The following is a 26775-nucleotide window of genomic DNA, read 5'->3' on the forward strand; positions in this document are numbered from 1 at the left end:
CGCTGTGCAAGCGTTTCGCGTAAGGTGCGGGCATGCGTTTCGGGATTGCGATTCTTCCGGAGTATCGGTGGCGGGAGGCCGCGCCGCGATGGCGGCGGGCCGAGGAGTACGGGTTCGACCATGCGTGGACGTACGATCACCTGACCTGGGCCGGGCTGCAGGACTCGCCCTGGTACGGGACGACGCCGACGTTGACGGCGGCCGCGACCGTGACGTCGACGATCAAGCTCGGCACGTTCGTGACGTCGCCGAACTTCCGGCATCCGCTGGCGCTGACCCGGGAGATCCTCGCGGTCGACGACGTGTCCGACGGCCGGTTCCTGTGCGGGATCGGCGCCGGCGGCAGCCTGGACGCGACGATCCAGGGCGGCCCGGACCTGACTCCGCGGCAACGCCAGGACCGCTACCAGGAGTTCGTGAAGCTGCTGGACATCCTGCTGACGACGGACGGCGTGGACTTCAAGGGCGAGTATTACGAGACCCGCAACGGCCGTACGCTGCCCGGTTGCGTCCAGCAACCAAGGGTGCCGTTCATCCTGGCCGGCAACGGCCCGCGCTCGCTCCGGTTCGCCGCGGAGCACGGCGACGGCTGGATGACGACCGGGGGAGCGGGCGACGACCTGGACAGCTGGTTCCAGTCGGTCGCCGACCTCAGTCACCGCCTCGACGACCTCGTCGGCGACCGCCCGTTCGACCGCTACCTGTCCCTCGACACCGCCGTCTACGCCCTCTCCAGCCCGACCGTCTTCGAGGACGCCGTAGGCCGCGCCGCCGCCCTCGGCTTCACCGACGTCATCACCCACTGGCCGCGCGCCGAGGGCGTGTACGGCGGCTCCGAGGACGTATTGGAGCAGGTTGCGACGGACGTCATCCCGAGACTGCGCCGAGCATGACGCTGTGCTGAACATGACGAAGGGGCCGCACGCCGGTCGGTGTGCGGCCCCTTCGTTGTGTGCTGGAAGGGCGATCAGGAACCGATCGCGCGGATGTTCTCCGCCTGCAGACCCTTCTGGCCCTGGGTGATCTCGAACTCGACCCGCTGGTTCTCGTCCAGCGAGCGGAAGCCCGACATCTGGATGGCCGAGTAGTGCGCGAACACGTCCGCGCCACCGTCATCCGGGGTGATGAAGCCGAAGCCCTTGTCAGCGTTGAACCACTTGACAGTACCGACAGCCATTTGTCTATCTCCTCGATGGCTATTAACAATCCGTGGCCCACACCTCATGGACCACGCGTCGCCGAAAGGCCCCAGACGACAGACCGGCCATGCAGCACAGCAAAGTCAGGGAGTCCAAAACTGCAACGCCATAACTGTAGCCGTTCTGCGGCGCGATGGTAGGGGTGACCACAAACACGTGTCGCTGATTGTCGCCAATCGCTACCCTCCGTGCTCGGCCCTCCTGGGGCATCCAGGGGCCTGCCCGGAACCAGAAATCCGGCGCCGACCTGCTGTTTCGCGGGCGGCACGGGTGCGGCACATTGGCAACGTCGGACAATTGACCGGTACGCCCGGTGATGGGCGCATGATTCTGATCGATTTTCCCGGCGTGTCGCGCGGCTGTGGACAGTTGCAGGAAGTGCAACACCAAGGAGACGGAAATGATAGTGACAGTGACACGGAGTGGTGGATTCGCCGGGCTCACCAAGCACGGCGAGCTGGACACCGCGGGCCAGCCGGACGCCGACCGCCTCGAGTCCGCGGCGCGCGCCCTGGCAGCCAAGGATCTCGGCTCCGGGCGCCCGCAGCCGGACCGGTACGTGTACCGGTTGGAGGTGCGTGACGGCCAGGACGCGACCGCCACGCAGCACACCGTCGCCGAGCAGGACGTGGACCCGACGACAGCCTGGCTGCTCGACCGGGTCCTCGACCGCTAGCGCCAGTCGATCTCCGGTGCCCGGTAGAAGTTGACGCCGAGCACCTCCCAGCGCGGCGCCTGCTCGGCCAACCGGGTCTTGTACGCCGTCCAGTCGAGCCAGTCCTCCGCCGACCACCCGAGCTCCGCGATTCCGGGCAGCCGCGGGAACACCATGAACTCGACCTTCGCCAGGTCGTCGAGCGTCTCCGTCCACAGCGGCGCCTCGACGCCGTCGATCGCGCTCGCCGGCACGTTCGGGATGAGCGTGGCCGGATTCCAGTCGTACGACTGCTCGATGCTGACGAGTCCCGCCCAGTCGAGCCCGAGCGGCGTCTCCGCGTGGTACTTCATGTCCAGGTACGACCGGTTCGCGGGGGAGAGGACCAGCGTCGCGCCCTGCTCGACGGCCTTGACCGCGAGCGCCTGCGCCTTCTCGTCCTCGGTACCCCAGTACTGCACGACCGTCCCGGCGGGCAGTGGGGCGTCGGCGATCTCGTGCCAGCCCATCACCCGCTTGCCCTGCTTCACGACCAGCTCGGCCGCCTTCGGCACGAACGTCAGGTAGTCCGTGTGCGGTGTCGAATGCGCCTCGTCGCCGCCCAGGTGGACCACGTCGGCCGGCGTCTGCTCGGCGACCTCACGGAACACGTCGTCCAGGAACTCGTACGTACGGTCCAGATCGACGGTCAGCGTGCTGAAGCCGACCTCGGTCTCCGTGTAGAGCTTCGGCGCGACCCCGTCCGCGTTCAGCTCCGGGTACGACGCCAGCGCCGCGTTGGTGTGCCCCGGCGTGTCGATCTCCGGTACGACGGTGACGTAGTGCTCCCCGGCGTACCGGACGAGCTCGGCGTACTCGTCCTTCGTGTAGGAGCCGCCCGTACCGCCTCCGACCTGCAGGCTGCCGCCGTACTCCGTGAGACGCGGCCAGGAGTCGACCTGGATACGCCAGCCCTGGTCGTCGGACAGGTGCAGGTGCAGCCGGTTGATCTTGTAGAGCGCGAGCAGGTCGATGACGCGCTTCACCTGGTCGACTGTGAAGAAGTGGCGCGTGACGTCGAGCATCATGCCGCGGTACCCGTACCGCGGGGCGTCCGAGATCGTCGTACCGGCGATCGCCCATGGGACGTCCTGCTGCGTGTCGGCCTCGGCCTGCGCGGGCAGGAGCTGGCGGAGGGTGGTGACGCCGCGGAAGACGCCCTCGGCGGTGCCGGCCGTGATCGTCACGCCGGACGCGTCGGCGCGCAGCTCGTACGCCTCACCCTCCTGCGGGCCGCTGGTGGACAGCATGATCGTGCCGGCGCCGTCCTGCACCGGGAGCGCGTACCCGGTCGAGCGCCGGAGCCGCGTCGCGAACTGCTCGGCGATCGTCCGGGCGGCGGGATCGTCGACGCCGACGGTGGCGTCGGGCGGCAGCGTGAAGATCTGGTCGGGAAGCGCCTGCTGCGCCGTGGGCTGCGGAATCATGATCGAAAGTGTTCGCGGCCCGGATGGTTACGTCAAGAGGCTTCAATATCGCCGGGCGACCTCGATCGCCCGCGCGACATACCCGCCGCCGAACAGCTCCGCGTGCACCAAGAGCGGATGCAGTTGGTGCAGCCCGACGCGGTCGCGCCAGCCGTCAGCCAGCGGGTGTACCTCGTCGTACGCGCGCAGTACGCGTTCCAGGTGCGGCAGGCCGAACAGTGCGAGCATGGCCAGGTCCGTCTCCCGGTGCCCGCCGTGGGCGGCCGGGTCGATGAGGTGTACGCCGTCCGGCGTCCAGAGCACGTTGCCGGACCACAGGTCGCCGTGGATCCGCGCGGGCTCGGCGTCGCCGTACACGCCAGCTTCTAACCGCTCACAGACGCGCTCCAGCTCCTTCAGGTGCTGGGCGTACGGGCGCAGGCGCAGGTTCGCGTAGAACGCACCCCACGACGCGGGCGGCTCCACGGCCCGTGGGAGTGACACGGTGCCGATGTAGCCGTCTGCTTCCCACCCGTCCGGTGGTACCCCGAAGTAGCGTGCGCCCGCGTCGTGCGTGACAGCCAGTCGCCGGCCGAACTCTTCCGCAGCAGCTGCCGTCGGCGGCTCGCTAGTCAGCCTGTTGGTGGTCAGATGCGTGGCAGAGACCTCAAGCGGCTCAACGACCGGCACACCGCCCGGTACTGCGAGCCACCGCAGCCCTGCGGCCTCGACCTCGAAGAAGCCGGCTGGTGCGTCAGGCCGGCTCTTTACAAAGGTCATGCGGCGACTCTTGCACGCCCGTACGCCGCCGAGTCAGCAGGGGCTCGCTCAACATCACAAGAGCCGCAGCCGCGGTCAGTACGCCGCCAACGAGCGCCACAGCTCGTACGGACGTGTGGTCGATCAGTGCGCCGCCGACGAACGCTCCCGCGGCGATGCCGATGTTGAATGCCGAGCTGGTTCCGGCTGACGCGATGTCCGTGCTGCCGGGAGCTACGTGCAGCGTCCGGCTCTGGGTAGCAACAGCCAAGCCGCTGAACGACAGCCCGAGCACCGTGGCCAGGACGACCGTAACGACTTGCAGTTGGCCCAGGGCGTACAGCAGGAACAGACAGGCCGTCAGCATCACCAACGGCACCACCACAGCACCCCACGGATACCTGTCGAGCACCCGCCCGACGATCAGCGTCCCGGCCAGCCCGCCGGTGCCGGACGCCAACAGCATCGGCCCGAGTGCTCCCGGCGAGAACCCGGTGATGTCCAGCAGGAACGGCGTGACGTACGTGTTGAACGTCAGGAACCCGGTCACCCCGATCGCCGACGTGACCAGCAGTACGACGTACCGCGTGCGGTCAGGGGCGCTGCCCCGACGCGACGGGTTGTCCTCCACCTCGGTCCGCGGCAGCAGGACGACCACGCCGACGCAGGCCGCCGCGCCGAGCACCGTCATCACCACGAACGGCACCCGCCAGCCGGCCTGTTCGCCGAGCCAGGTGCCGAGCGGAATCCCGAGGATCGGCGCCAGCGCCGTACCGATCGCGAGCCGCGCCACGACGCGACCGCGGAACGCCGGCGGGAACAGGCTGGTCGCGATCGGCGGCGCGATCGACCAGAACAGCGCCTGCGCGAGAGCGATCACCAGCCGCGCCGCGAACAGCAGCTCGTACGTCGGTGCGGCCGCGGACAGCGCGGTGGCGACGGCGAGGACGGCGAGCGTGCCGGACAGCACCAGCCGGCGGGGGAGATGGTGAGTCAGACGGGCGAGCGGGATGGACGCGAGTACGACGACAGCGGCGTACCCGGTGACGAGCAGGCCGACCTGCGAGCGGGAGCGGTGCAGGTCGTCGGCGATCACGGTCAGCAGACCGATCGGGAGTACTTCGACGGTCACGAAGGAGAAGGTCGAAACGCCGAGGAACACCAGGGCAGCGGTGGCGCGGCGGGACGAGAGGGGCATGGGTCACCTGATCCCGGCATGAGTAGGGTCACTGGTAGCGTCTCACCTATGGCCGACCGGTTTCACGGGGAATTCCGCATCGTGGGCGGGCACCCTGCCCTGGACCTGGTGAACACCGTCAGCCCGCGGTTGCGCGGCGGCGGGCCGGAGCACGACTACCTGATGTCGGCGGCCGAACTGCTCGGCTGGAGTCGTCGGGTCGAGCTGATCGACACCCGCGATTTCAGCTCGGTCGAGGGCACCTGGCGGACCGCGCCGGAGCTCGCCGCGAAGGCGTTGCGGGCCACGCTGGAGATTCGCGAGGCGACGTACGACGTGCTCGCGGCGCGCGCCGACGGGGCCGTGGTCGCGGGCGACGGCGTCAAGCGCAGCACGGGTTCTGCTTTCGAGCGGTTGATGTTGCGGTGGTCGGCGGCGGCCGCGCGGTCGATGCTGATCCCGGACCGGACCCGCGAGCGCGGCGTGGCCGAGCTGGTCGTCGGTACGTCGCCGGCGCAGCTGATCCCGGACCGGCTGGTGGTGGCCGCGGTCGAGCTGGTCCGGACGGTGGATCTGCGGCAGCTGAAGGCGTGCCCGGTCGACGAGGGCGGGTGCGGGTGGCTGTTCCTGGACCGGAGCCGGAACGGTTCGCGGCGCTGGTGCGCGATGGAGGACTGCGGCACGCGGGTGAAGATCCGCAAGCTGGCCGAGCGGCGGCGTGCTACCGCCGTACTGGCAGATCAGCGGTAGCTGTACGGTCAGCTACGGGCTCACTACGCGAGAAGGCGTGTCGAAAGGTGCGAAGTGTCCCCGCGACCTGTCATCGTAGGCGGCCGGGCCTTCTGACACGTGGGCCTCGGATCGTCCTGTCCCACCACGGAACAGGACGCGTGCACAGGATGTGGAGGACAGATGACGCAGGTGGCAGAGCAGCCGGGCAGTACTGCCGGGCGGCTCGGCTCGGTGGTGCTGGATTGCCAGGACCCACTCGAGCTCGCCCAGTTCTACTCGGCGCTGCTGGGGCTGGACATCGACGAGAACGGTGACGAGGACTGGCGGAGCCTGACCGGCCCCGGTTCCTCGCTGGGGTTCTCGACGCTGGCCTTCCGGCGCTCGGAGGAGTACGTGCCGGCGACCTGGCCGGGCACCGAAGCGCAGGACCTTCACCTCGACCTGATCGTCGAGGACATCTCCAGCGGACACGCGACGGTCGTCGCCCTCGGCGCCGAACCGCTCGACCCGCTGGACCCACCGCCCGCCGAGAACGCCCGCGGCTGGCGGATCTACGCGGACCCGGCCGGACACCCGTTCCGGATCTGCCTCGAGTGAGTCGTTGAACGAAAGGCCCGCCCTCTCCGGGGCGGGCCTTTCGCATGTCAGGCGCCCTGGAACGGGAAGTGCCTGCCCTCGACGTACTGCGGAACCGGCTGGTAGCTGTTCACCCCGGGCTCGCCGCGCAGGTGGAACGCGCTCGGGTACGGCGTCTCCGGGTCGGTGATCCGCGTCGACGTCGGGATGTACCGGATGGTCAGCCCGCAGCGCCGGTTCGGCGAGGTGTTCGCGTTGCTGCCGTGCACGATGTTCGGGTGGTGTACCTCGACGTCGCCCGGTGCGAGCACCATGTCGACGGCCCGCTCCTCGTCGACCTCGACCGCGATCTCCTTGCCGAGCACGCTTTCCACGTCGGTGTTGTCGCGCATGCTCAGGACGTCGGAGCGGTGGCTGCCCGGGATCACCCGGACGCAGCCGTTCTCCGGCGTCGAGTGGTCGACGGCCAGCCAGAGCGTCACCACCTTCATCGGGTCGAGCGGCCAGAACGCCGCGTCCTGATGCCAGAGCACCGGCTGGCCGGAGTACGGCGGCTTCGAGATGTAGTGCGATGCGAACAGTGCGATGTCCGGGCCGACGAACTTCTCGGCGATGTCGACCAGCCGGTCGTCGCTCACCAGCCGGACCCAGAACGGGTCGTCGCGCAGGTAGGTGTGCCCGAGCTGCTCGGGCCGTACATCGGGGTGCCGGGCCTGCAGCCATTCGACATGATCGTTCACTTCCTTGATCAGGTCTTGGTCGATGACGTCGCGGAAGATGACATAGCCGTCGGTTTCGAACATGCCTCCAGCGTGCGGGTCGAGCGGCCCTGGGGACTAGCAGCGGCACGACGAGAATTTGTACTGTGTTGATGTGGAGCAGGTACTGCGCTTCGAGGCGCACGCGTTCGGCCGGCCGTACCACGCGGCCCGGGTCCGGATCCCGGCCCGCGCCCGGGACACCGAGCTGCACACGCACGCGGACTTCCACGAGTTCATGGGAGTGGTGTCGGGTGGCGGCGAGCACCTGCTGACGACGGGCGTCGCGGAGCTTCGGGCCGGTGACGTGGTGCTGGTGCGGCCGAGCGACCGGCATGCTGTGCGTGGTGCGGCGCCGGACGGTCTGGAGTTCGTGAACGTCGCGTTTCCGAGCTCGCTCTGGCACGGTTTCCTCGACCTGACCCGGACGTCCCGCGGCCCGATCAGCGCGCACCAGCCGGCCGCGATCCCGGTCTTCGAGCACGCACTGGCCCGCTTCCAGGACGCCCCGACGACGTACGACCTGTTGCGGTTCTGGACGGACCTGCTCGACCTCCTCGTCCCGCACGACGCGGCCGTGCCCGGCGTACCGGACTGGCTGGCGAAGGCGTGCACGGCGATGCGCGCCGAGGAGAACCTGCGCGGGGGAGTGCCGCGGCTGCTCGAGCTGTCCCGCGTCAGCGCCGCGCACCTGTCCCGCTCCCTGCGCGCGGCGTACGGCGTGACCCCGACCGCCTTCGTCACCGACCTCCGCCTGGAACACGCCGCATCCTTGCTAGCAGCAACCAACACGTCGATCTCCGGCATCGCGACCCGCTGCGGTTTCAGCAGCCAGTCCTACTTCACCCGCTGCTTCACGACCGCCCACGCCCTCACGCCGAGCGCGTTCAGGCACCGTTCCCAGCGCGCGTTCGTGCCGTGAGGTAGGCGGCGACCTCGGTCTGCTGGAAGAAGCCGGCCCAGCCGGGGACGTCGACGTCGTACTGGGTGTCCTTCAGGCTGAGGTCCGCGCCGCGGTCGATCAGGAAGCGGAGCGCGCCGAGTTCGCCGGTGCCGGCGGCGAGGTGGGCGGCGGTCATGCCGCCGGCGGTCCGCTCGTTGACGCCGAAGCCGCGGTCGGCGAGTCGGCGTACGACGTCCCAGCGTTGGGCCGCGGCTGCCTCCGCGAGGAGTGCGGGGCGGTCGATCGGGGTGAGGTCGCCGGCGAGCGCGGCCGGGAACGGGTTGTCAGGGTGCTGGCCGCGGTACACGTCGCGGACGGTGCCGACCTCGGCGCCGTGGTGGATCAGTTCGTCGAGGATGTGCAGCGCGAACGAAGTGCCGTCGTTCTCGGCGTACGGGCCGGCGATCGGGCCCATCGCCCGGTCGAGGTCGTCCTGGCTGAGCGCGGCGAGTCGTCGGCGCCAGATCTCGTACGCGCGGTCCAGGGCGGCCAGCGCGTCCGCGGCGGACCCGGGGACGCCCGGTGACTCGTCGGTCGCCTCGTGCCCGAACCAGGTCGCGGTCCGTTCGGCCTGCAGGATGTCGACGATGTGCGTGATCCGCCAGGCGAGGGTCGTGAACGGCGCCGGCGCGGGCGGGATCCGCGATCCGTCGGCGGCGTACCCGCCGGAGGTCTTCCGGACCGACCAGCAGCCGTCGAACGGCTCCCAGAAGTACTCGTCGTCGGTCAGCCCGTCGACCCGCTGCCGCAGCCGTTGCCAGGCGAAGTCCGACAGGTCCAGGAGGTTCTGCGAGAGCGTCGTCATGTCCTCACCGTAGGACGACCTGCGGACAGGATCGGTCCGCAGGTTGCAGAATGTCGGCAATGGACACCGCCACCCGGCTGCTTCGGCTGCTCACACTGCTGCACTCGCGCCCCCGGTGGGACGGCGCGGAGCTCGCGACCCGGCTCGAGATCACGCCACGGACCGTACGCCGGGACGTCACGCGGCTGCGGTCGCTCGGATACCCGATCGAGGCGGCGGCCGGGATCGGCGGCGGCTACCGCCTCGGCCCGGGCGGACGGCTGCCACCGCTGCTGCTCGAGGACGCCGAAGCGGTCGCGATCGCGGTCGGCCTGCGGGTCGCGACCACCACGACCGTGTCCGGTGTCGAGGAGGCGGCGATCTCCGCACTCGCCAAGCTCCACCAGGTGCTGCCGGTCCGTCTGCGCGAACAGGTCGACGCGATCGGTGCCCACACCACGCAGCTCCCACAGGGCGAGCTGCCGCCCGTCGACGCCGGCGTACTCGTCACGCTCGCGGCCGGTTGCCGCCGTACCGAGGGGATCCGGTTCGGTTACCGCTCCCACGACGGCAGCGAGTCCGAGCGCAGCGTCGAGCCGCTGCAGATCGTCCACACCGGCAAGCGCTGGTACCTCGTCGCCCGCGACCGCGACCGGGACGCGTGGCGGACCTTCCGCGTCGACCGGATCACACGTCCCGAGCTGACCGGCTCGACGTATCGCTTCGACGACCCGCCGGACCCGGCCGTACTGGTTGCCGAGGGCACCGGAGTCGCCCCGTGGGACCTCGTCGCCCGGCTCCGCGTCCACGCCTCCGCGGAGACCGTCGCTCGGCTGATCCCACCCACCCAAGGTGTCGTCGAAGCCCTGGACGCCGGCACCTGCGAGGTCCGTTTCGCGGCGAACGACCTCGGCCCGCTCGTCGCCCAGGTCACCCGCATCTACTGGCCGTTCGAGATCCTCGATCCACCTGAACTCCGCGCCGCCGTTCACGAACACGCGCGCCGGCTACTGAACTGCTAGCGCCTTCCGGATCCGCTTCTCCGACACGGGGTACGGCGTACCGAGCGTCTGCGCGAACAGGCTGACCCGCAGTTCCTCGAGCATCCAGCGGACCTCCAGGAGTTCCGGGCTCGGGTACTTGCCGGTCGGGACCGCGCGGAGCTTCTTCCGGTACTCGTCGGTGAGCATGTCGACGACCGCCATCCCGGACCGGTCCCGCGCCGCGTTCGCGCCGAGCTTGTCCAAGCGCTGCTCCATCCCGCGCAGGTACCGGACCAGATCGGGCAGCCGCTTGGCGCCGGTGTCGGTGATGAAGCCGGGATGCACGAGCCCTTCGAGCTGCCCGCGTACGTCGGACAGCGCGGCGAGCAACGCCGGCGACGATGCGCGGGAGATCTGCTTGTCGACGGCCCGCGCGTGCCCGAGCACCTGCTCCACCTGCTGCAGGATCGTCAGCACGGTGTCCGCGAGCTCCGACCGTACGGCGTCGCGCAGGATCGAGAACGCGGTGAGATTCCACGCCGGCCCGCCCGCGGCCGCCATCAACTGGTCGACGGCGGCGGCGATCGCGTCGTCCAGCAGCTCGCCGACGTTCCGGTGCGGCCCCGCCATCAGCGTCATCTTCTGCTGGTTGCTGAGGTGACGCTGCACGACGTCGATCACCGACGGCATGGTCAGCAGCAACAACCGTCGCGTGCCGGCCCACATCGCCGCGGCCTGGTCGCGCTCGGTCTCCTGGAGACGGATCGCGACGGTTTTGCCCTCGTCGTGCAGTGCGGGATAGCCGGCCACGGTCAGACCGTTGCGGTGCTCGGAGAAGCTGCGGGGGAGATCCCCGAACGTCCAGTCGGTCAGCCCGGACTTCTCCAGCCCGCTGACCGCCTTCGACGCGACCTGCGAGATGGCGGCCGTCGTCTTGGGCTTCAGCTTCTCCTTCAGCCGGGCGAGATCCTTGCTCTCGGCCACCGTCTTGCCCTTGTCGTCCTCGACCCGGAACGTCATCCGCAGATGCTCCGGAACCCGGGTCCAGTCCCAGTCGGCCGGCTCGATCACCACGCCGCGGAGCTCCCGCAGTGCACGGGTCATCGCGTCGGTCAGCGGGCCGGACGCCGGGTCGAGTTCGGGCAGGATCTGCCGCGCGTGGTCCGGGGCCGGCACGATGTTCCGCCGGATGTTCTTCGGCAACGACTTGATGAGGGTCGTGACAAGCTCCTCGCGGAACCCCGGCACGGTCCACTCGAAGCCGTCCGCGGTGACCTGGTTCAGCACCAGCAGCGGGATGTGCACGGTGACGCCGTCCGCGTCGGTGCCCGGCTCGAACGCGTACGTCAGGTCGAACGTCATCCCGTGCTGCGTCCAGCGCAGCGGGAACTCGTCCTCCTTCACCTCGGCGCCCTCGCGGACCACCAGCGACCGCTCGAAGTCGAGCAGGTCGTGGTCGCGCTGCCGGGCCGTCTTCCACCAGGTGTCGAAGTGCCGCCCGGTGACCACCTCGGCGCCGATCCGCTCGTCGTAGAACGCGAACAGCGTCTCGTCGTCGACCAGCAGGTCGCGCCGCCGGGTCCGCTCCTCGAGCTCCTCGACCTCTTCGATCAGCCTGCGGTTCTCGTGGAAGAACTTGTGGTGCGTGTCCCAGTCGCCCTCGACCAGCGCGTGCCGGATGAACAGCTCGCGGGACACCTCCGGGTCGACCTTGCCGTAGTTCACCTTGCGCCGGGCAACGATCGGCACGCCGTACAGCGTGACCTTCTCGTACGCCATCACGGCGCCGGCCTTGCGCTCCCAGTGCGGCTCGGAGTACGAGCGCTTGATCAGGTGCGGGGCGAGGTCCTCGGCCCACTCGGGCTCGATCTTCGCGTTCACCCGGGCCCAGAGCTTCGAGGTCTCGACCAGTTCGGCGGCCATCACGAACTGCGGCGGCTTCTTGAACAGCCCGGAGCCGGGGAAGATCGCGAACTTCGTGCCGCGGGCGCCGAGGTACTGGTGCTGGTTCGCCGGATCCTTCATGCCGAGGTGGCTGAGCAGGCCCGACATCAGCGAGACGTGCACGGTCTGCGGGTCGGCCGGTTCGCCGGAGTTCAGCTTGACGCCGATCTGGGACGCGACCTGGCGGAGCTGCGCGTAGATGTCCTGCCACTCGCGGACCCGCAGGTAGTTCAGGTACTCGTTGCGGCACATCCGGCGGAACTGGTTGCCGGACAGCTCCTTCTGCTGCTTCTTCAGGTAGCCCCAGAGGTTCAGGTACCCGAGGAAGTCGCTGTTCGGGTCACGGAACCGGGCGTGCTGCTGAGTCGCCTGCGCCTCGGCGTCGGTCGGGCGTTCGCGCGGATCCTGGATCGACAGCGCGGCCGCGATCACCATCACCTCGCGGACACAGCCGTGCTTGTCGGCCTCGACGATCATCCGGGCCAGCCGCGGGTCGAGCGGGATCTGCGCGAGCTGCCGGCCGATCGGGGTCAGCCGGCCGCCCTTCGGGTTCTCGATCGCGCCGAGCTCGGTGAGCAGTTGCAGGCCGTCGGTGATGCTGCGCTTGTCCGGCTCGTCGATGAACGGGAACGCGGCGATGTTGCCGAGCCCGATCGCGGTCATCTGCAGGATCACCGACGCCAGGTTCGTCCGCAGGATCTCCGGGTCGGTGAACTCCGGGCGGTTCTCGAAGTCCTCCTCGGAGTACAGCCGGACGCAGATGCCGTCGCTGGTCCGGCCGCTGCGGCCCTTGCGCTGGTTCGCGCTCGCCTGCGAGACGGGCTCGATCGGCAGGTGCTGGACCTTGGTGCGGTGGCTGTAGCGCGAAATGCGCGCGGTGCCGGGGTCGATCACGTACTTGATGCCGGGGACGGTCAGCGAGGTCTCGGCGACGTTCGTGGCGAGCACGATCCGGCGGTTCGCGTGCGGCTGGAAGACCCGGTGCTGCTCGGCGTTCGACAGCCTGGCGTAGAGCGGCAGGACCTCGGTGGTCCGGCGCTCGCTGCGGTACTTGTCGTTGAGGGCGTCGGCGGTGTCGCGGATCTCCCGCTCGCCGGACAGGAACACCAGGACGTCGCCGTCCGCCTCGTACTCGAGTTCGTCGACGGCGTCCAGGATCGCCTGGGTCTGGTCGCGGTCGATCGTGCCCGGGTCCTCCGGGTCGTTGACCGGGCGGTACCGGACCTCGACCGGGTAGGTCCGGCCGGAGACCTCGACGATCGGGGCCGGCGTACCGTCGGCGGCCGCGAAGTGCGCGGCGAACCGCTCCGGGTCGATGGTCGCGGAGGTGATGATCACCTTCAGGTCCGGGCGCCGGGGGAGCAGGCGTTTCAGGTACCCGAGGATGAAGTCGATGTTCAGGCTGCGCTCGTGCGCCTCGTCGATGATCAGCGTGTCGTACCGGGTGAGGTCGCGGTCGCGCTGCAGTTCGTTCAGCAGGATGCCGTCGGTCATCAGCTTGACCAGCGAGCGCTCGCTCACCTTGTCGGTGAACCGGACGGCGAACCCGATCGTCTCGCCCAGCTCGGTGCCGAGCTCCTCGGCGATCCGCTCCGCGACCGTGCGGGCCGCGAGCCGTCGGGGCTGGGTGTGCCCGATCATGCCGTGGATGCCGCGGCCGAGTTCGAGACAGATCTTCGGGATCTGCGTCGTCTTGCCGGACCCGGTCTCACCCGCGACCACAACGACCTGGTGGTCGCGGATCGCGTCGGCGATCTCGTCCTTCAGCTGGCTGACCGGCAGCTCTTCCGGATACGAGATCTCCGGGACGGCCTGACGCCGTACCTCGACCCGCCGCTCAGCCTGCTCGACCGCCCCCACCAACGACCGCAGCTCAGCGCCCCGCTTGCCCGCGTCCTTAACCCGCCGAACCCGCTCAAGCCGCCGCCCGAGCGCCTCCCGGTCAGACGCCGTCAACCCACCCAGCCGCGCAGCAACCTCCCCCAAGCCGAGCACATCACCACTGCTGGAGGTGCTGCCGCCGCTGCCGCTGCCGCGGGAGCCGGCACTGGAGCTGCTGTTGGAGTTGCTGCTCGAGCTCGAACGAGGGCTGGCGCTGCCGCTGGAATGCCCGGCATCGGGTGCGGGGATGTCCGGCGCGGTTCGAGGAGTGTCGGACGACGGCTCGGCGGGGTTTCTGCGGCCCTTGCCGCCGCGGCGGCGTCGGCGGGACGCCGGGGCCGGGGTGGGGGCTGGGGAAGTGGACTCGGTCCGGGCATCAGGCATAACCCGACCAGTTTAGGCGGCCACCGCCAACCCCTCACCCGGATTACCCGGACGCCGACCCCATCACAATCGCCACACCACACCCAACCCACGCCTGAGCCGCACCACACCCGCGAATTGTGATGGCCTGGCGGACCGCGTCCTCGGCGAACGTCCGCGTCGGCGGATCCGCCGCGCACCGTCAGTCGTGGGGCGACGGCACCTTCACGGCGAGAACCGGGACCGGCGACTCCAGCAGCACGCGTTGGGCGGTGCTGCCGAGGATTAGCTTGCCGACGGGGCTGCGGCGGCGCAGGCCCAGCACGATCAGGACCACGTCCTCGGCGGCAGCCGCCTTCAGGAGCGCGCCGGCGACGTCGCCTTCGGAGAGCGCCTGCTGGATCGTCACCTCGACGCCGAGCGCGCGCAGCTTCGCCTCAGCGGCGGCCAGTTCGTCGGCTCCGGCGTAGCGGGCGTCGATGTAGGAGTCCCCGCGGCTGGTGTTCAGCAGCAGGATCGAGGCCCCGCGCAGCTCGGCCTCGGCCGCCGCCGCGGTCAGGGCCGCCTCGCCCTCGGGCGTTGGTACGTATCCGACGAGAATCTTCACGGCCCCCACTCTCCCATCAATCACCCGCTCCTTCGGACAGGCCGCCCCGCATAGGGTCGTGCCATGCCCGAACTCCAAGTGGTCCTCCCGGACGAGTCCGCCGCGATGCAGCCCGAGCGCCTCGTCGAGCTGGCCGTCGCGGCCGAGCAGCTCGGCTACGGTACGGCGTGGCTGCCCGACCACCTGCTCCCGCCGGGTGACTTCGGCTCGACGTACGGCGGTGTCTACGAGCCGCTGGTGACGATCGGGTATCTCGCCGCGCGGACGACCCGGATCCGGTTCGGTACGTCGGTGCTCGTGCTGCCGTTGCGCAGCCCGTACGTCGTCGCGAAGCAGGCCGCGACACTGCATCGGTTGTCCGGCGAGCGGATCGTGCTCGGCCTCGGCGCCGGCTGGGTGGAGGCCGAGTTCGCCGCGGTCGGTGCGACCTTCGCGGAGCGCGGGCGGCGTACGGACGAGTCGCTCGCGATCATCCGCGACCTGTTCGAGGGGCGGGACCGCGGCGGCGTGTTCGAGCCGGCGCTGCGGGCGCCGTTGCCGGTGATGATCGGCGGTACGACGGGACCCGCGCTGCGGCGGGCCGCACGGTACGGGGACGAGTGGCAAGGGCTCGGGCTGGACGGTCCCGGCTTCGCGGCGGCGGTGGCCGAGCTGCGGTCGTACGGCGACCGGCCGGTGCGGGCCGGGACGCGGCTCGACTGGTCCGGCGGTGAACCGGAGCCGGTTGTCGCGATGGCGCACGAGCTGGCCGCCGCAGGTGCGGAGACGATCGCGGTGTCGTTCGGGGAGGAGAGCGGTGCGCTCGATCGGATGACGCGGTTCTACGGCCTGTTCACGGCGGGGTGAGGCGGTTGCGGAGGACCTTGCCGGTGGCGTTGCGGGGGAGTTCGTCGAGGATCACGACCTGGCGCGGGGTCTTGTAGCGGGCCAGGTTCGCCTTCACCTGGGCGAGCAGCTCGTCCTCGGTGGCCGGCGCGGAGAGTACGACGTACGCGATCAGCCGCTGGCCGAACTCGTCGTCCGGTACGCCGGTGACGACCGCCTCGGCGACCGCGGGATGCGCCGCGAGGCACTGCTCGACCTCGACCGGGTACACGTTCTCGCCGCCGGACACGATCATGTCGTCCTCACGGCCGTCGACGTACAGCCGGCCCGCTGCGTCGAGGTGGCCGAGGTCGCCGGTGCTCATCCGGCCGTCGACGACGGTCTTGTTCGAGCCGTCGGAGTAGCCGCCGAACACCAGGCCGCCGCCGGCGAAGATCCGGCCGGTCGTCCCGGCGGGGACCGGGCGGTCGTGGTCGTCGAGGATCCGGATCGAACTGCCGAGACATGGCCGGCCGACGGTCCCCGGCGCTTCGATCAGGTCGGCGGCGGTGGCGATCGTCGCGATGCCGACCTCGCTGGAACCGTACGCGTCGCACAGCACCGGGCCGAACCGGTCGATGAACTCCGCGGCCAGTGGCGCGCCGAGCTGCGAGGCGCCCGAGACGACCGCGCGGAGCGACCGCAGGTCGTACGTCGCGGTCGCCGTCGGCCCGAGTTCCAGCAGCCGCCGCAACATCACCGGCACCGCGACGACCGCACCCGCCCGGGTCGCCTCGACATCCGCCAGCAAGGTCGCGGCGTCGAACCGCGGCCGCAGCACGAGCGGCGACCCGAGGAACAAGGCCAACATCGACGTCAACAACCCAACCCCGTGAAACAACGGCGGAGCAATCACCATCGGCTCTCCGGCCCGCAACCCGAACCGCTGCAACGCACTCCCGGTCAACCCCGCCAACCCCACCGCAGTAGGCACCCGAGGCGCCCCCTTGGGCGCACCCGTAGTCCCGGACGTCAACAACGTGATGTGCCCAACCCGCCCATCCACAGGCGCATCTCCCACCTGACCCTGCGGGAGATCGGAGGAGAGAAGCGAGCGGACGGCGCGTGGTGGGGTGAACTCGGGGTCGTGGATCAGAAGGTCGGGTTGATGTTGTTCGAGGACTGCCTGGAGTTGGGGTGGTGCGAATTCCGTGTTCGCGAACAGTACGTCGGCGCCCAGCCTCGACGCGGCCAGCGTCGCCTCCAGGAAGCCCGCATGATTCCGGCACAGGACCGCAACCTTGCTGCCGGCAACGATCCCGTGGTCCGCATGTAACCCCGCCGCGATCCGCTCGCACCGGGCGTCCAGCTCGGCGTACGTCAGCCGGTCGTCCCCGCAGATCACCGCCGCCCGGTCCGGGAACCGGATCGCCGCCACCGCACCCAACGTCGCCATCGACTGACCCCACCTCCGCAGCGCCCGTTCGATCCGGACCAACTGCGCCGGCCCGGCCGAGCGCCACACCCCGGAGCGGATCAGCGCGACCGACAACCCGCCGGCCTCGGCCGCGCCCTGCACCAGCCACTCGGGCGGGCGAAGCGGTCCGATCGGGTGGATCATCGCTTCTTCCCGCCTCCCGTCCGCCGGAAGTACTGCTCGAACAACCGATCCGTCGGCACCCGCAAAAGGTTGCCCACGGCATCGGCGGGGCGGACGAACGGCGGCGTGATGTTGTGCGGCCGGTCCGCCACCGCCGTACAGACCTGGTCCGCGGCCTGCTCCGGCGACAGCCCGGGCATCCGGTTCAGCAGCGGCGTCGGCTCGCTCATCCGCGTGTGCACCAGCCCCATGTAGACGGTCGACGTCGTCACCCCGTCCCCGCGGACCTCCTGCGCCACGCACCGCAGCCACACGTCGAACGCGCTCTTCGACGCCAGGTACGCCGACCAGCGCGCCATCGGCGGCGTCCGTACGCCGGCCGTCGACACGTTTACGATGTGCCCGGACCGCCGCTCCCGCATCGACGGCAGCAGCTCGAGGACGAGCTTGGCCGGGCCGAGGTAGTTGACCGCGTTGGTCCGTTCGATGTCGTGGAACCGCTGGTACGTGTCCGCGATCGATCGCCGGATCGACTTGCCCGCGTTGTTCACCAGTACGTCGACCCGCTCGTGCGCCGCGAGCACCGTCCGCACGAGCTCCTCGACCGCGGCCGGATCCGCCAGGTTCGCCGGATACACGTACGCCGACCCGCCGCCCGACCGGATCTCGTCGGCCACCACCTGCAGCTGCTCCTCGGTGCGCGCCACCAGCAGCACGGTCGCTCCGGCCACGGCCAGCCGCCGGGCGGTGGCCTCGCCGATCCCGTACGACGAGCCCGTCACCAGGACGACCTTCCCGCGGACGGCAGCAGCGAGCCGCTCGTCGGAGATCCGGGTCCGCCCGTTGGTCAGCGCGACGAGCAACGGCCATCCGATCGGGCGCTTCGCAGTCACCATGCCGCCGACATTACCCGCTGGTAGCCGTCGGCGGGAGCCCTCAACCCACCCTGAGCAACCACTCCCTGACGAACGCACGCAGCAGCTCCGGCTGCTCGATCTGCAGGTTGTGCCCGGCCACGTCGAGGACGGCGTACGTTGCCCGTGGATAGTGGGGGAGCAACGTGAACAGGTCCTCGAACCCGGTCACCTGATCCTGCCGCCCACACAGGATCAGCGACGGCCCGACGTACGGCGGCCCGCTCTCCGGCGCGATCGTCAGCGCCCAGTTCTTCTGGATCCGCTCCATCGCGGCGCCGTCGGCGACCGCCAGCCCCGGCGCGACGTCCTTGCGGTACGCCGCCAGCGCCGCGGCGGTCTGCACCACCGCGAGCTCCGTGAAGTCCTCGCCCTCCTCGAGCGATTCGAGCACGCCGGGCTCGGTCCGCAGTACGACGTGCTCGGGGAGCTTCCGGTCCGGGTGCCGGAGCTCGCCGACCGGGCAGATCATCGCCAGCCCGCGGACCTGCCCGGGTCTCTCCGCGACCAGCCCGCGCGCGAGGTACCCGCCGTACGACTCGCCGATCAGCAGGAACGGCTCGTCGCCGATCTGCTCGTCGACGAACGCCCGCAGCGCGGCCATGATGCCGTCCGAGCTGTCGATGTCCCCGGCCGGGCTCTGCCCCATCGCGGGCAGGTCCGGGTAGAGCCTTCGAAATCCGGTCAGCTCGCCGAAGATCGGCTCCAGACAGCCGGTCATCAGCCGGTGGTCCGGGGTCCAGCCGTGCAGCGCGAGAACTGGGACGCCGTCGCCGTGGGACACGAAGTGCAGTGCCATCGAAGTGCCTTTCGCCGAGCAGGGGTTTGAGCGAAACCCAGTTGTAGCAACCCGTTCCGACAGTTTTAGAGTCGGAGCATGGCCCGTCGCTCAGCACTCCCTCACGTACCCGATGCCGCCGTCCTCCGTGCCCGCCTGGACCGTGCCCGCGAGGTCGCGGCCGGCGCCGGTCTGGTGATCGCGCCGGGCTCCGACCTGCGCTACCTGATCGGTCAGCCGGGCGGTTCGTTCGAACGGCTCACCGCGTTGCTGATCCCGGCCGACGGCGCGCCGGCGCTCGTCGTACCGAAGCTCGAAGCACCCGGGTACGACGGCCTGCCGCTCGACGAGCTGGGCGTCGACGTCCTGACCTGGGTGGACGGCGTCGACCCGTACCAGCTGGCCGCCGAGCGGCTGGGCGGATCCGGCCGCGTCGCGGTCAGCGACTTCACGCCGGCGCTGCACGTGCTGGCGATCCGGGACGCGCTGCCGAAGGCCGAGCAGGTGCTGGCCGGCCCGATCGTCCGCGAGCTCCGGATGCGCAAGGACGCCGCCGAGATCGACGCGCTCCGGAAGGCCGGCGCCGCGATCGACCGCGTGCACGCCCGGGTCGGGGAGTGGCTGCGTCCCGGCCGGACCGAGGCCGAGGTCGGCGCCGACATCGCGGCCGCGATCGTCGAGGAGGGGCACACCGAGGCGGACTTCGTGATCGTCGCCAGCGGGCCGAACGGCGCCAGCCCGCACCACGCGCTGTCCGACCGGGTGATCGAGGCCGGCGACGTGGTGGTCGTCGACATCGGCGGGCCCGTTGCCGAGGGCTACAACTCGGACTCGACCCGGACGTACGCCGTCGGCGCGCCGCGGGACGCCGACGTGGCCGCGACGTACGCCGTACTCCAGGCGGCGCAGCAGGCGGCCGTGGACGCGGTCCGGCCGGGTGTGACCGCGGAGGCGATCGACGCGGCCGCGCGGGACGTGATCGCGGCGGCCGGGTTCGGCGACTACTTCATCCACCGGACCGGGCACGGGATCGGGCTGGACGTGCACGAGGACCCGTACATCGTCGAGGGCAACGACCTGCCGCTGGAGGCCGGGATGGCGTTCAGCGTCGAGCCGGGCATCTACCAGGCCGGTCGCTGGGGCGCGCGGATCGAGGACATCGTCGTCGTCACCGCGGACGGCGTCGAGCCGATGAACAAGCAGCCGCACAAGCTCGTCGAGGTCTAGGGCGTGTCTGGTAATCCCCCGCCTACTGCGGGGCGCCCGGCACGGCACCTCGCCGCACCGGGCACCTCCTCGCTACGGCGCGGAATTACCAGACACGCCCTAACCCGCCCGGAACGTCTTGCGGTAGGCGAGCGGGGACACGCCGAGCTCCGACCGCAGGTGATGCCGCAGCGAGGCTGCCGTACCGAGGCCGGCCTCCTCGGCGATCCGGTCGACGGACAGGTCGGTCGTCTCCAGCAGATGGCACGCGTGCCGCACCCGTTGCTGCAGCAGCCACGTCCCGGGCGACTGACCCGTCTCGGCCTTGAAGCGCCGGCTGAACGTCCGCACGCTCATCTGCGCGTACGCCGCCATCGCGGACAGGCTGATCTCGGTGTTCAGGTGCCGCAACGCCCAGGCGCGGGTCGGGGACGTACCCTCGCTGCCCTCCTCGGGTACGGCGTGCTCGATGAACTGGGACTGGCCGCCGTCGCGCCACGGTGCGACGACGCAGTGCCGGGCGGCCCGGTTCGCGACCTCGCTGCCGAAGTCGCGGCGGATCAGGTGCAGGCAGAGATCGATGCCCGCGGCCAGACCGGCCGAGCTGAGGACGTCGCCGTCGTCGATGAACAGCCGGTCCTCGTCGAGCTTCACCTGTGGATAAACGGAGCGGAACAGCTCGGCGCGTTCCCAGTGCGTGGTCGCCGGACGGCCGTCGAGGTATCCGGCCGCGCCGAGCACGAAGGCGCCCGTACAGATCGACGCGATCCGAGTGCCCGGACGGATGCCGGCGAGCGCCGCGGCGAGGTCGTCGGGCAGCGTGCCTTCGTACCGCGGCTGGCGGATGTACGTGCCCGGGACGATGACGGTGTCGGCCGCGGCGAGGGCCTCGGGGCCGTGGTCCGGAGTGAGCGTGAACCCGGCGCCCGCGCGGACCGGTCCGCCGAGGCCGCAGATGCGGACGTCGTACAGCTTGGTGCCGTCGGCGGTGGTGGCGGCGCCGAAGACGGTCGGCGGAATGGTCAGGTCGAACCCGACCACCGGCTCGAGGGCGAGCACCGCGATCACGTGCGGGCGTCCGGCGGACTGACGGCTCATGGCCACATCTTGACACATGTTGACTATGTGGCCACTAGTTCGATGGCTGTCGAACCGGCACTCTGGTTCGGTGACGCAGATTGTGGAGGCGAAGAAGGCTCCCCGGGTGCACCTGGCCTGGGCGGTCGCGGTGGTCGGGTTCGTGACGCTGATCGGGGCGGCCGGTTTCCGCTCGGTGCCGAGCGTGCTGCTGGATCCGTTGCACGAGGAGTTCGGCTGGTCGCACGCGACGATCGGGACGGCGGTGTCGATCAACCTGCTGCTGTACGGCGGCATCTCGCCGTTCGCGGCCGCGCTGATGGACCGGCTCGGGCTGCGCAAGGTGGTCGGCGGGGCGCTGGTCCTGATCGCGTTGGGCAGCGGGCTGACCGTCTTCATGACTTCCTCATGGCAGCTGCTGCTGTGCTGGGGTCTGCTGGTCGGCGTCGGCACAGGGTCGATGTCCATGACGTTCGTGGCGACTATTACCGGTCGGTGGTTCGTGCATCGTCGCGGTCTGGTGACGGGGATCCTCACGGCGGCCGGTGCTACCGGTCAGCTGATCTTCCTGCCGCTCATTGCGTCGCTTGCGGCGAGCTACGGCTGGCGTGTGCCTGCTCTTGTGGCAGCCGGTGCAGCGTTGGCCGTCGTACCGCTGGTGTTGCTGTTCTTACGGGACTTCCCGAGCGACGTTGGGTTGCGGGCGTACGGCGCTCCCGAAGGTAGTACTGCTGGGCAGCGCGTCGTGGCGACTGGTAGTAGCGCCATGCGGGCGTTGAACGCGTTGCGGATGGCTGTGCGTCGGCCGGCGTTCTGGATGCTGGCTGGTGGGTTCGCGATCTGCGGGGCGTCGACGAACGGTTTGGTCGGTACGCACTTCGTCACGGCCGCACACGACCACGGGATGCCTGCGACCACGGCTGCGTCGCTGCTGGCGTTGGTGGGTGTGTTCGACGTCGGCGGGACGATCTTCTCCGGGTACCTGACCGACCGGTGGGATCCGCGGTACCTGCTGATCGCGTACTACTCGCTGCGCGGGCTGTCGCTGCTGGTGCTGCCGTCGCTGCTCGGTCCGACCGCTGCGCCGAGTACATGGGTGTTCATCATCTTCTACGGGCTCGACTGGGTGGCGACCGTGCCGCCGACGGTCGCCTTGTGCCGGGAGTGGTTCGGGGAGGACGGGCCGATCGTGTTCGGCTGGGTGTTCGCGTCGCATCAGGTCGGCGCTGCCCTGGCGGCGACCGGCGCCGGCTGGATCCGGGATGCGCAGGGCAGCTACAACCTCGCGTGGTACCTCGCCGGCGGGCTGTGCGCCGGAGCCGCGCTGATGTCCGCGAGCATCGGGCGGCGCCGGGTCGTCGCCGCCTGAACCCGTCCGCTAGCCTCGAGATAAGTTGAGGTTGGAGGACAGGCGATGGACATCGAGCCGGGTGAGCTGACCGTCGGACAGCTGTCGGAGCGCAGCGGCGTGGCGATCTCGGCGCTGCACTTCTACGAGCGCCAGGGACTGATCGTGAGCCGCCGTACCTCCGGAAACCAGCGCCGCTACAAGCGCGACACGCTCCGCCGGGTCGCGCTCGTCCGGATCGCCCAACGCGTCGGGATCCCGCTCGCCGAGGTCGCCGCGATCCTCAAACTCCTCCCCGAGAACCGCACCCCCACCCGCGCCGACTGGGAACGCATCTCGGAATGCTGGCAGACCGAACTCGACCGCCGCATCCTCCACCTGGAACAACTCCGCGACGACTTCAAGGACTGCGTAGGCTGCGGCTGCCTCTCCCTCGACCGCTGCGCCCTCGCCAACCCCGGCGACACCCTGGCCACCACCGGCCCCGGCCCCCGCCGCCTCCTAACCCCCACCAACCAACCCTGCCACCCCACCCACTGCGCCTAACCCCCGCCACCGCACCCGCCACCGCACCCGCCGCCGCACCCGCCGCCGCACCCGCCACCGCACCCGCCACCGCACCCGCCACCGCACCCGCCGCCGCAGCACCCGCGTCGTCCGGCGCACAGGAGGGGATATCCCCTCATGGTGTGGGTTCTCTGCTCGTGTTAGAGGGGAGAACCCCCAACGGGAACGGATATCCGCTCGTGTGGGAGGCGGGCGGTGTGGGTTGTCCACAGGGACGGTGTGCGAGCAAGCGGATTGGGGGTGGGGGCGTCTAGGGTTTCGGGCATGGGTGAGACCGACGCGATGATGCTGACCGAGGAGCGGGCGAAGGTTGCGGGGGACGTGATCCGGGCGATCGCGGGGGACGACGCGCGGCTGCGGGCGGATCAGGAGACTGCGGTTGCGGCGTTGTGTGAGGCGGCGGCGCGGGTGCTCGTCGTGCAGGCGACCGGTTGGGGCAAGTCCGCGGTGTACTGGGCGGCGACCGCGATCCGTCGGGCGGAGGGGTTCGGGCCGACGCTGGTGGTGTCGCCGCTGCTGTCGTTGATGCGCGACCAGGTCGGCGCCGCGAGCCGGGCGGGACTACGGGCCGCGACGCTCAACTCGAACAACATCGACGCCTGGTCGGAGATCGAGCACGACCTGCGCTCCGGCGCCATCGACGTACTGCTGGTGTCTCCGGAGCGTCTGGCGAACCCGGGCTTCGGGCGGCGCGTGCTCGACGGGCTCGCCGGCAACATCGGGCTCCTGGTGATCGACGAAGCGCACGCGGTGTCCGACTGGGGACACGACTTCCGCCCGGACTACCGGCGCGTGTCCGACGTGCTCCAGAAGCTCAACCCCGACACCCCGGTGCTCGCGACCACCGCGACGGCGAACTCGCGTGTCACCGACGACGTCGCGAAACAGCTCGGCGCGTCGACGTTGGTACTGCGTGGTCCGCTGGCGCGGTCGAGTCTGCAGCTTGCCGTGGTGGATGCGCTGTCGCCGCTGGACCGGTTCGCGTGGGTGGTCGACGTACTGCCGCAGCTGCCGGGGTCGGGGATCGTGTACGCGCTGACCGTCGCGGATGCGCAGCGGTTGGCGGCGGTGATCCAGGAGGTGCACGGGCGGGACGTGCCGGTGGCGGCGTACACCGGGCAGTTGGAGGCGGGGGAGCGGGAGAGCCTCGAGGACGCGCTGCGGGACAACCGGCTGAAGGCGTTGATCGCGACGTCGGCGTTGGGGATGGGGTACGACAAGCCGGACCTCGGGTTCGTCGTGCATGTGGGTTCGCCGCCGTCGCCGGTGTCGTACTACCAGCAGGTCGGGCGTGCCGGGCGCGGGATCGACCACGCGGTGGTGGCGCTGCTGCCGTCGGACGCGGATTCGGGCGTGTGGGACTACTTCGCGACCGCGACGATCCCGGTGCCGGAGAATGTGCAGCGGTTGCTGCGTGCGCTGGAGGGTTACGGACCGGACCAGCCCGCGTCGGTGCCGGCGTTGGAGGCGGAGACCGGGCTGCGGCGTACGCGCGTGGAGTTGATGCTGAAGCAGCTCGCCGTCGACGGAGTCGTGGAGCGGGTCGAGCGCGGGTGGTTGCGGACCGGTGCGGAGTGGACGTTCGACGCGGCGCACTACGACGGGATCGTGTCGGTTCGGCGGCGCGAGGCGGACATCATGCGCGCGTACACCCGCGGTGACCGTTGCCTGATGCAACTGCTGCAGGAGTCGCTGGACGATCCGTCCGCGGAGCCGTGCGGGCGGTGCTCGGTGTGTTTGGGGAAGTTGCCGGAGCCGTTGGTGGCGCAGCCGGATCCGGAGACGGTGGCCGCTGTCACGCGGCTCCTGCGCGGTGAGGTGCATGTGCTGGAGCCGCGGAAGATGTGGCCGGGTGGGGCTTTTGGCGCGCGGGGCAAGATCCCGCCGGCGTTGTCCGCCGAGCCGGGACGGATCATCGTGTACGCCGATGCGCCGGAGTGGCGGGAGGTGTTGCAGGGCGCGTTCGGTGGTACGCCGACCCACGACGCCGTCGAGGCGCTGAAGGCCGGTGCCGTCGCGGCGCTGTCCCGCTGGCGTGGCTCGTGGTCGTCCCGCCCGGAGGTCGTCGTACCGCTGGCGGCGGGTGGTCACCCTGACCTGACGTCGGTGATCGCCGACCACGTGGCCGGGGTGGGTCGCCTCGACCGAGCCGAGCTGACGGTCAACCGCACCGGCTGGGCCGACGACCTCTCCTCGGCCGAAGAAGCCAAGGTGTGGCGGGACGGCATCGTGGTCGACCCCACCACAACCCAGGACGTGAACGACCGGACGGTCCTGCTGCTGGTCGACGCAACCTCTTCCCAGTGGCCCGTCACAGTAGCCACAGCCAAACTCCGCGAAGCCGGCGCACGAGCAGTCCTCCCGCTGGTAATCCACAAACGCCCCTAGCCAGCCGGAGACCGCCAAGCCGTGAGGGTTTTGGTCCAGACTGCGTTGGCGGCTTGGAGGGCTTTGAGGACTTCGGGGTGGGTGGCTGCGAGGTTGTGGGTCTCTGCTGGGTCGTTGGTGAGGTTGAAGAGGTGGGTGCCGGGGACTGTGGGGGCGCCTAGGTGTTCGGATGGGTTGGTGACGAGCTTCCAGGGGCCTCGGCGGACGGCCTGTTGGCCTACGTATTCCCAGGTGAGGGTGCGTTCGGGAGCCGTGCCCTCAACCAGCAGAGGGAGGAGGTTGGTGCCGTCGACGTTCGGTGGGAGGGGTACGTCGGCGGCGGACAGCACCGTCGGTAGGACGTCCATCATCGCGGCGGGCTCGGCGCATTCCACCCCGGCGGGGAGGGCGGCCGGCCAGGACCAGATGCCGGGGACGCGGATGCCGCCCTCGTAGAGCGACCCCTTGTGGCCGCGTAGCCCGCCGGTCGAGCCGCCGGCGTACGCGATCTCCTCGCCGCCGAGCCAGTTGCGGTCTTCCGCGGACGGGCCGTTGTCGGAGGAGAAGAAGATGATCGTGTCCTCGAGCCGCCCGGTCTCCTGGAGCGCGGCGACGATCCGCCCGACGCCGTCGTCGACCCGGGTGATCATCGCCGCCATCACCTGCTTGTCCCACGGGAGATGGTCGTACTGCGCCATCGCGTCGGCCGGCGCGTGCATCGGGTAATGCGGCGCGTTGTAGGCGACGTAGCAAAGGAACGGTTCCTCCGCCGCCGCGATGTACGACACCGCGCGATCCGTGATCAGGTCGGTCAGGTACTCCCCGTTGTGCCACACCTCGTCGTCCCCCGACCACAAGTCGTGCAGCGGGTTCCGCACACCCCAGTACATGATGTGCGAGTAGTAGTCGACGCACCCGGCGCGGAACCCGAAGTGCTCGTCGAACCCGAACCGCATCGGCGCCGACGCGGCGTCCACCCCCAGGTGCCACTTTCCGAACACCGCCGTACGCCATCCCGCTGCCGACAGCGCCGACGCGACCGTCTCCTGCGCGGGCAGCCCGTGCGTGTCCCGTGCCGCGCCGAGGATCGCCTCGACGCCGGCGTGCGCGGGATGCCGTCCGGTCAGCAGGGACGCGCGGGACGGCGAGCAGACGGGCGAGTTCGAGTACCAGTCGGTCATCCGGACGCCGCGGGCGGCGAGCGCGTCGACGTGCGGCGTTCGGATCTCGGGGCTGCCGTAGCAGCCGAGATCACCCCAGCCCAGGTCGTCGGTGTAGATGATCACGATGTTCGGGCGGGGCATAAGG

24 protein-coding genes are annotated in these 26775 nt (G+C 70.2%); 11 read left to right on the forward strand and 13 right to left on the reverse strand.

The features are described from left to right. Positions 1-32: 32 nt before the first annotated feature. Positions 33-893 (forward strand): LLM class flavin-dependent oxidoreductase, encoded by an 861-nt coding sequence (locus ACXJJ3_RS00365; RefSeq protein ID WP_458167751.1) that lies wholly within the window; start codon positions 33-35, stop codon positions 891-893. Positions 894-967: 74 nt separating this feature from the next. On the opposite strand, the gene ACXJJ3_RS00370 is transcribed toward ACXJJ3_RS00365, so the two are convergent. Beyond that, on the reverse strand, positions 968-1177 hold the full coding sequence (locus ACXJJ3_RS00370) for a cold-shock protein (RefSeq protein ID WP_130385526.1): 210 nt from the start codon (positions 1175-1177) through the stop codon (positions 968-970). A gap of 422 nt (positions 1178-1599) precedes the next feature. Here ACXJJ3_RS00370 and ACXJJ3_RS00375 point away from each other — a divergent pair, with 422 nt between their 5' ends. After that, the gene (locus ACXJJ3_RS00375; protein WP_458167753.1) at positions 1600-1875 is read left to right on the forward strand and encodes a protealysin inhibitor emfourin; all 276 of its coding nucleotides are present in this window, start codon (positions 1600-1602) and stop codon (positions 1873-1875) included. Here ACXJJ3_RS00375 and ACXJJ3_RS00380 read toward each other — a convergent pair. Genes ACXJJ3_RS00380 through ACXJJ3_RS00390 form a run of 3 tightly spaced genes read right to left on the reverse strand, consistent with a single transcriptional unit; the run spans position 1872 to position 5256 of the window. Beyond that, positions 1872-3320 carry a beta-N-acetylhexosaminidase gene (locus tag ACXJJ3_RS00380; RefSeq protein WP_458167754.1) on the reverse strand — a complete coding sequence of 483 codons (1449 nt, stop codon included), beginning with the start codon at positions 3318-3320 and terminating at the stop codon, positions 1872-1874. The two genes, ACXJJ3_RS00375 and ACXJJ3_RS00380, sit on opposite strands and share 4 nt — an antisense overlap. Before the next feature lie 42 nt (positions 3321-3362). Further along, a complete protein-coding gene (locus tag ACXJJ3_RS00385) occupies positions 3363-4079 on the reverse strand; it encodes a fructosamine kinase family protein (RefSeq protein ID WP_458167755.1) in 717 nt (238 codons plus the stop codon). Then, positions 4054-5256, reverse strand: coding sequence for an MFS transporter (locus tag ACXJJ3_RS00390; protein WP_458167756.1), 1203 nt, complete (start codon positions 5254-5256; stop codon positions 4054-4056). Before ACXJJ3_RS00390 ends, ACXJJ3_RS00385 begins: the two co-directional genes overlap by 26 nt. Before the next feature lie 48 nt (positions 5257-5304). Here ACXJJ3_RS00390 and ACXJJ3_RS00395 point away from each other — a divergent pair, with 48 nt between their 5' ends. Next, positions 5305-5985: a CGNR zinc finger domain-containing protein gene (locus ACXJJ3_RS00395; RefSeq protein ID WP_458167757.1), complete on the forward strand. Its 681-nt coding sequence runs from the start codon at positions 5305-5307 to the stop codon at positions 5983-5985. Positions 5986-6147: 162 nt separating this feature from the next. Then, positions 6148-6564: a VOC family protein gene (locus tag ACXJJ3_RS00400; RefSeq protein ID WP_458167758.1), complete on the forward strand. Its 417-nt coding sequence runs from the start codon at positions 6148-6150 to the stop codon at positions 6562-6564. A gap of 47 nt (positions 6565-6611) precedes the next feature. On the opposite strand, the gene ACXJJ3_RS00405 is transcribed toward ACXJJ3_RS00400, so the two are convergent. Further along, positions 6612-7346: a phytanoyl-CoA dioxygenase family protein gene (locus ACXJJ3_RS00405; RefSeq protein ID WP_458167759.1), complete on the reverse strand. Its 735-nt coding sequence runs from the start codon at positions 7344-7346 to the stop codon at positions 6612-6614. Between the two features lie 70 nt (positions 7347-7416). Here ACXJJ3_RS00405 and ACXJJ3_RS00410 point away from each other — a divergent pair, with 70 nt between their 5' ends. Beyond that, complete coding sequence (locus tag ACXJJ3_RS00410) at positions 7417-8223, forward strand: helix-turn-helix domain-containing protein (protein ID WP_458167761.1); 807 nt, start codon at positions 7417-7419, stop codon at positions 8221-8223. On the opposite strand, the gene ACXJJ3_RS00415 is transcribed toward ACXJJ3_RS00410, so the two are convergent. Then, positions 8189-9049 carry a DinB family protein gene (locus ACXJJ3_RS00415; protein WP_458167762.1) on the reverse strand — a complete coding sequence of 287 codons (861 nt, stop codon included), beginning with the start codon at positions 9047-9049 and terminating at the stop codon, positions 8189-8191. The genes ACXJJ3_RS00410 and ACXJJ3_RS00415 overlap by 35 nt on opposite strands. A gap of 59 nt (positions 9050-9108) precedes the next feature. On the opposite strand from ACXJJ3_RS00415, the gene ACXJJ3_RS00420 reads away from it, so the two are divergent. Continuing rightward, positions 9109-10050 (forward strand): helix-turn-helix transcriptional regulator, encoded by a 942-nt coding sequence (locus tag ACXJJ3_RS00420; protein ID WP_458167763.1) that lies wholly within the window; start codon positions 9109-9111, stop codon positions 10048-10050. Here the strand turns inward: ACXJJ3_RS00420 and hrpA are convergent. Both hrpA and ACXJJ3_RS00430 read right to left on the reverse strand, forming a co-directional pair. Continuing rightward, the gene (gene hrpA / locus ACXJJ3_RS00425) at positions 10036-13950 is read right to left on the reverse strand and encodes an ATP-dependent RNA helicase HrpA (protein ID WP_458167765.1); all 3915 of its coding nucleotides are present in this window, start codon (positions 13948-13950) and stop codon (positions 10036-10038) included. The two genes, ACXJJ3_RS00420 and hrpA, sit on opposite strands and share 15 nt — an antisense overlap. Before the next feature lie 451 nt (positions 13951-14401). Then, complete coding sequence (locus ACXJJ3_RS00430) at positions 14402-14806, reverse strand: universal stress protein (protein WP_458167766.1); 405 nt, start codon at positions 14804-14806, stop codon at positions 14402-14404. Positions 14807-14869: 63 nt separating this feature from the next. Between ACXJJ3_RS00430 and ACXJJ3_RS00435 the strand changes: the two genes are divergently transcribed. After that, the gene (locus ACXJJ3_RS00435) at positions 14870-15652 is read left to right on the forward strand and encodes an LLM class flavin-dependent oxidoreductase (RefSeq protein WP_458167767.1); all 783 of its coding nucleotides are present in this window, start codon (positions 14870-14872) and stop codon (positions 15650-15652) included. On the opposite strand, the gene ACXJJ3_RS00440 is transcribed toward ACXJJ3_RS00435, so the two are convergent. From ACXJJ3_RS00440 to ACXJJ3_RS00450, 3 genes are read right to left on the reverse strand one after another with little or no spacing between them, the layout of a single operon-like run. Beyond that, positions 15639-17231 (reverse strand): AMP-binding protein, encoded by a 1593-nt coding sequence (locus tag ACXJJ3_RS00440; RefSeq protein WP_458167768.1) that lies wholly within the window; start codon positions 17229-17231, stop codon positions 15639-15641. The genes ACXJJ3_RS00435 and ACXJJ3_RS00440 overlap by 14 nt on opposite strands. Next, positions 17228-18106, reverse strand: coding sequence for an SDR family NAD(P)-dependent oxidoreductase (locus tag ACXJJ3_RS00445; protein ID WP_458167769.1), 879 nt, complete (start codon positions 18104-18106; stop codon positions 17228-17230). Before ACXJJ3_RS00445 ends, ACXJJ3_RS00440 begins: the two co-directional genes overlap by 4 nt. 40 nt (positions 18107-18146) lie before the next feature. Then, positions 18147-18923 (reverse strand): alpha/beta fold hydrolase, encoded by a 777-nt coding sequence (locus tag ACXJJ3_RS00450; RefSeq protein WP_458167770.1) that lies wholly within the window; start codon positions 18921-18923, stop codon positions 18147-18149. A 78-nt stretch (positions 18924-19001) separates the two neighbouring features. On the opposite strand from ACXJJ3_RS00450, the gene ACXJJ3_RS00455 reads away from it, so the two are divergent. Further along, positions 19002-20129 (forward strand): M24 family metallopeptidase, encoded by a 1128-nt coding sequence (locus ACXJJ3_RS00455; protein WP_458167771.1) that lies wholly within the window; start codon positions 19002-19004, stop codon positions 20127-20129. Between the two features lie 99 nt (positions 20130-20228). On the opposite strand, the gene ACXJJ3_RS00460 is transcribed toward ACXJJ3_RS00455, so the two are convergent. Then, complete coding sequence (locus tag ACXJJ3_RS00460; protein ID WP_458167773.1) at positions 20229-21206, reverse strand: GlxA family transcriptional regulator; 978 nt, start codon at positions 21204-21206, stop codon at positions 20229-20231. A 70-nt stretch (positions 21207-21276) separates the two neighbouring features. Between ACXJJ3_RS00460 and ACXJJ3_RS00465 the strand changes: the two genes are divergently transcribed. The 3 genes from ACXJJ3_RS00465 to ACXJJ3_RS00475 all read left to right on the forward strand — a co-directional run bounded on the left by ACXJJ3_RS00465 (position 21277) and on the right by ACXJJ3_RS00475 (position 25488). Further along, on the forward strand, positions 21277-22554 hold the full coding sequence (locus tag ACXJJ3_RS00465) for an MFS transporter (RefSeq protein ID WP_458167774.1): 1278 nt from the start codon (positions 21277-21279) through the stop codon (positions 22552-22554). Between the two features lie 45 nt (positions 22555-22599). Beyond that, a complete protein-coding gene (gene soxR / locus ACXJJ3_RS00470) occupies positions 22600-23079 on the forward strand; it encodes a redox-sensitive transcriptional activator SoxR (protein ID WP_458167775.1) in 480 nt (159 codons plus the stop codon). Positions 23080-23364: 285 nt separating this feature from the next. Further along, on the forward strand, positions 23365-25488 hold the full coding sequence (locus ACXJJ3_RS00475) for a RecQ family ATP-dependent DNA helicase (protein WP_458167776.1): 2124 nt from the start codon (positions 23365-23367) through the stop codon (positions 25486-25488). Here ACXJJ3_RS00475 and ACXJJ3_RS00480 read toward each other — a convergent pair. Further along, on the reverse strand, positions 25485-26771 hold the full coding sequence (locus ACXJJ3_RS00480) for a sulfatase family protein (protein ID WP_458167777.1): 1287 nt from the start codon (positions 26769-26771) through the stop codon (positions 25485-25487). The two genes, ACXJJ3_RS00475 and ACXJJ3_RS00480, sit on opposite strands and share 4 nt — an antisense overlap. Between the last annotated feature and the right edge of the window lie 4 nt (positions 26772-26775).

Source organism: Kribbella sp. WER1 (genome assembly GCF_054189145.1).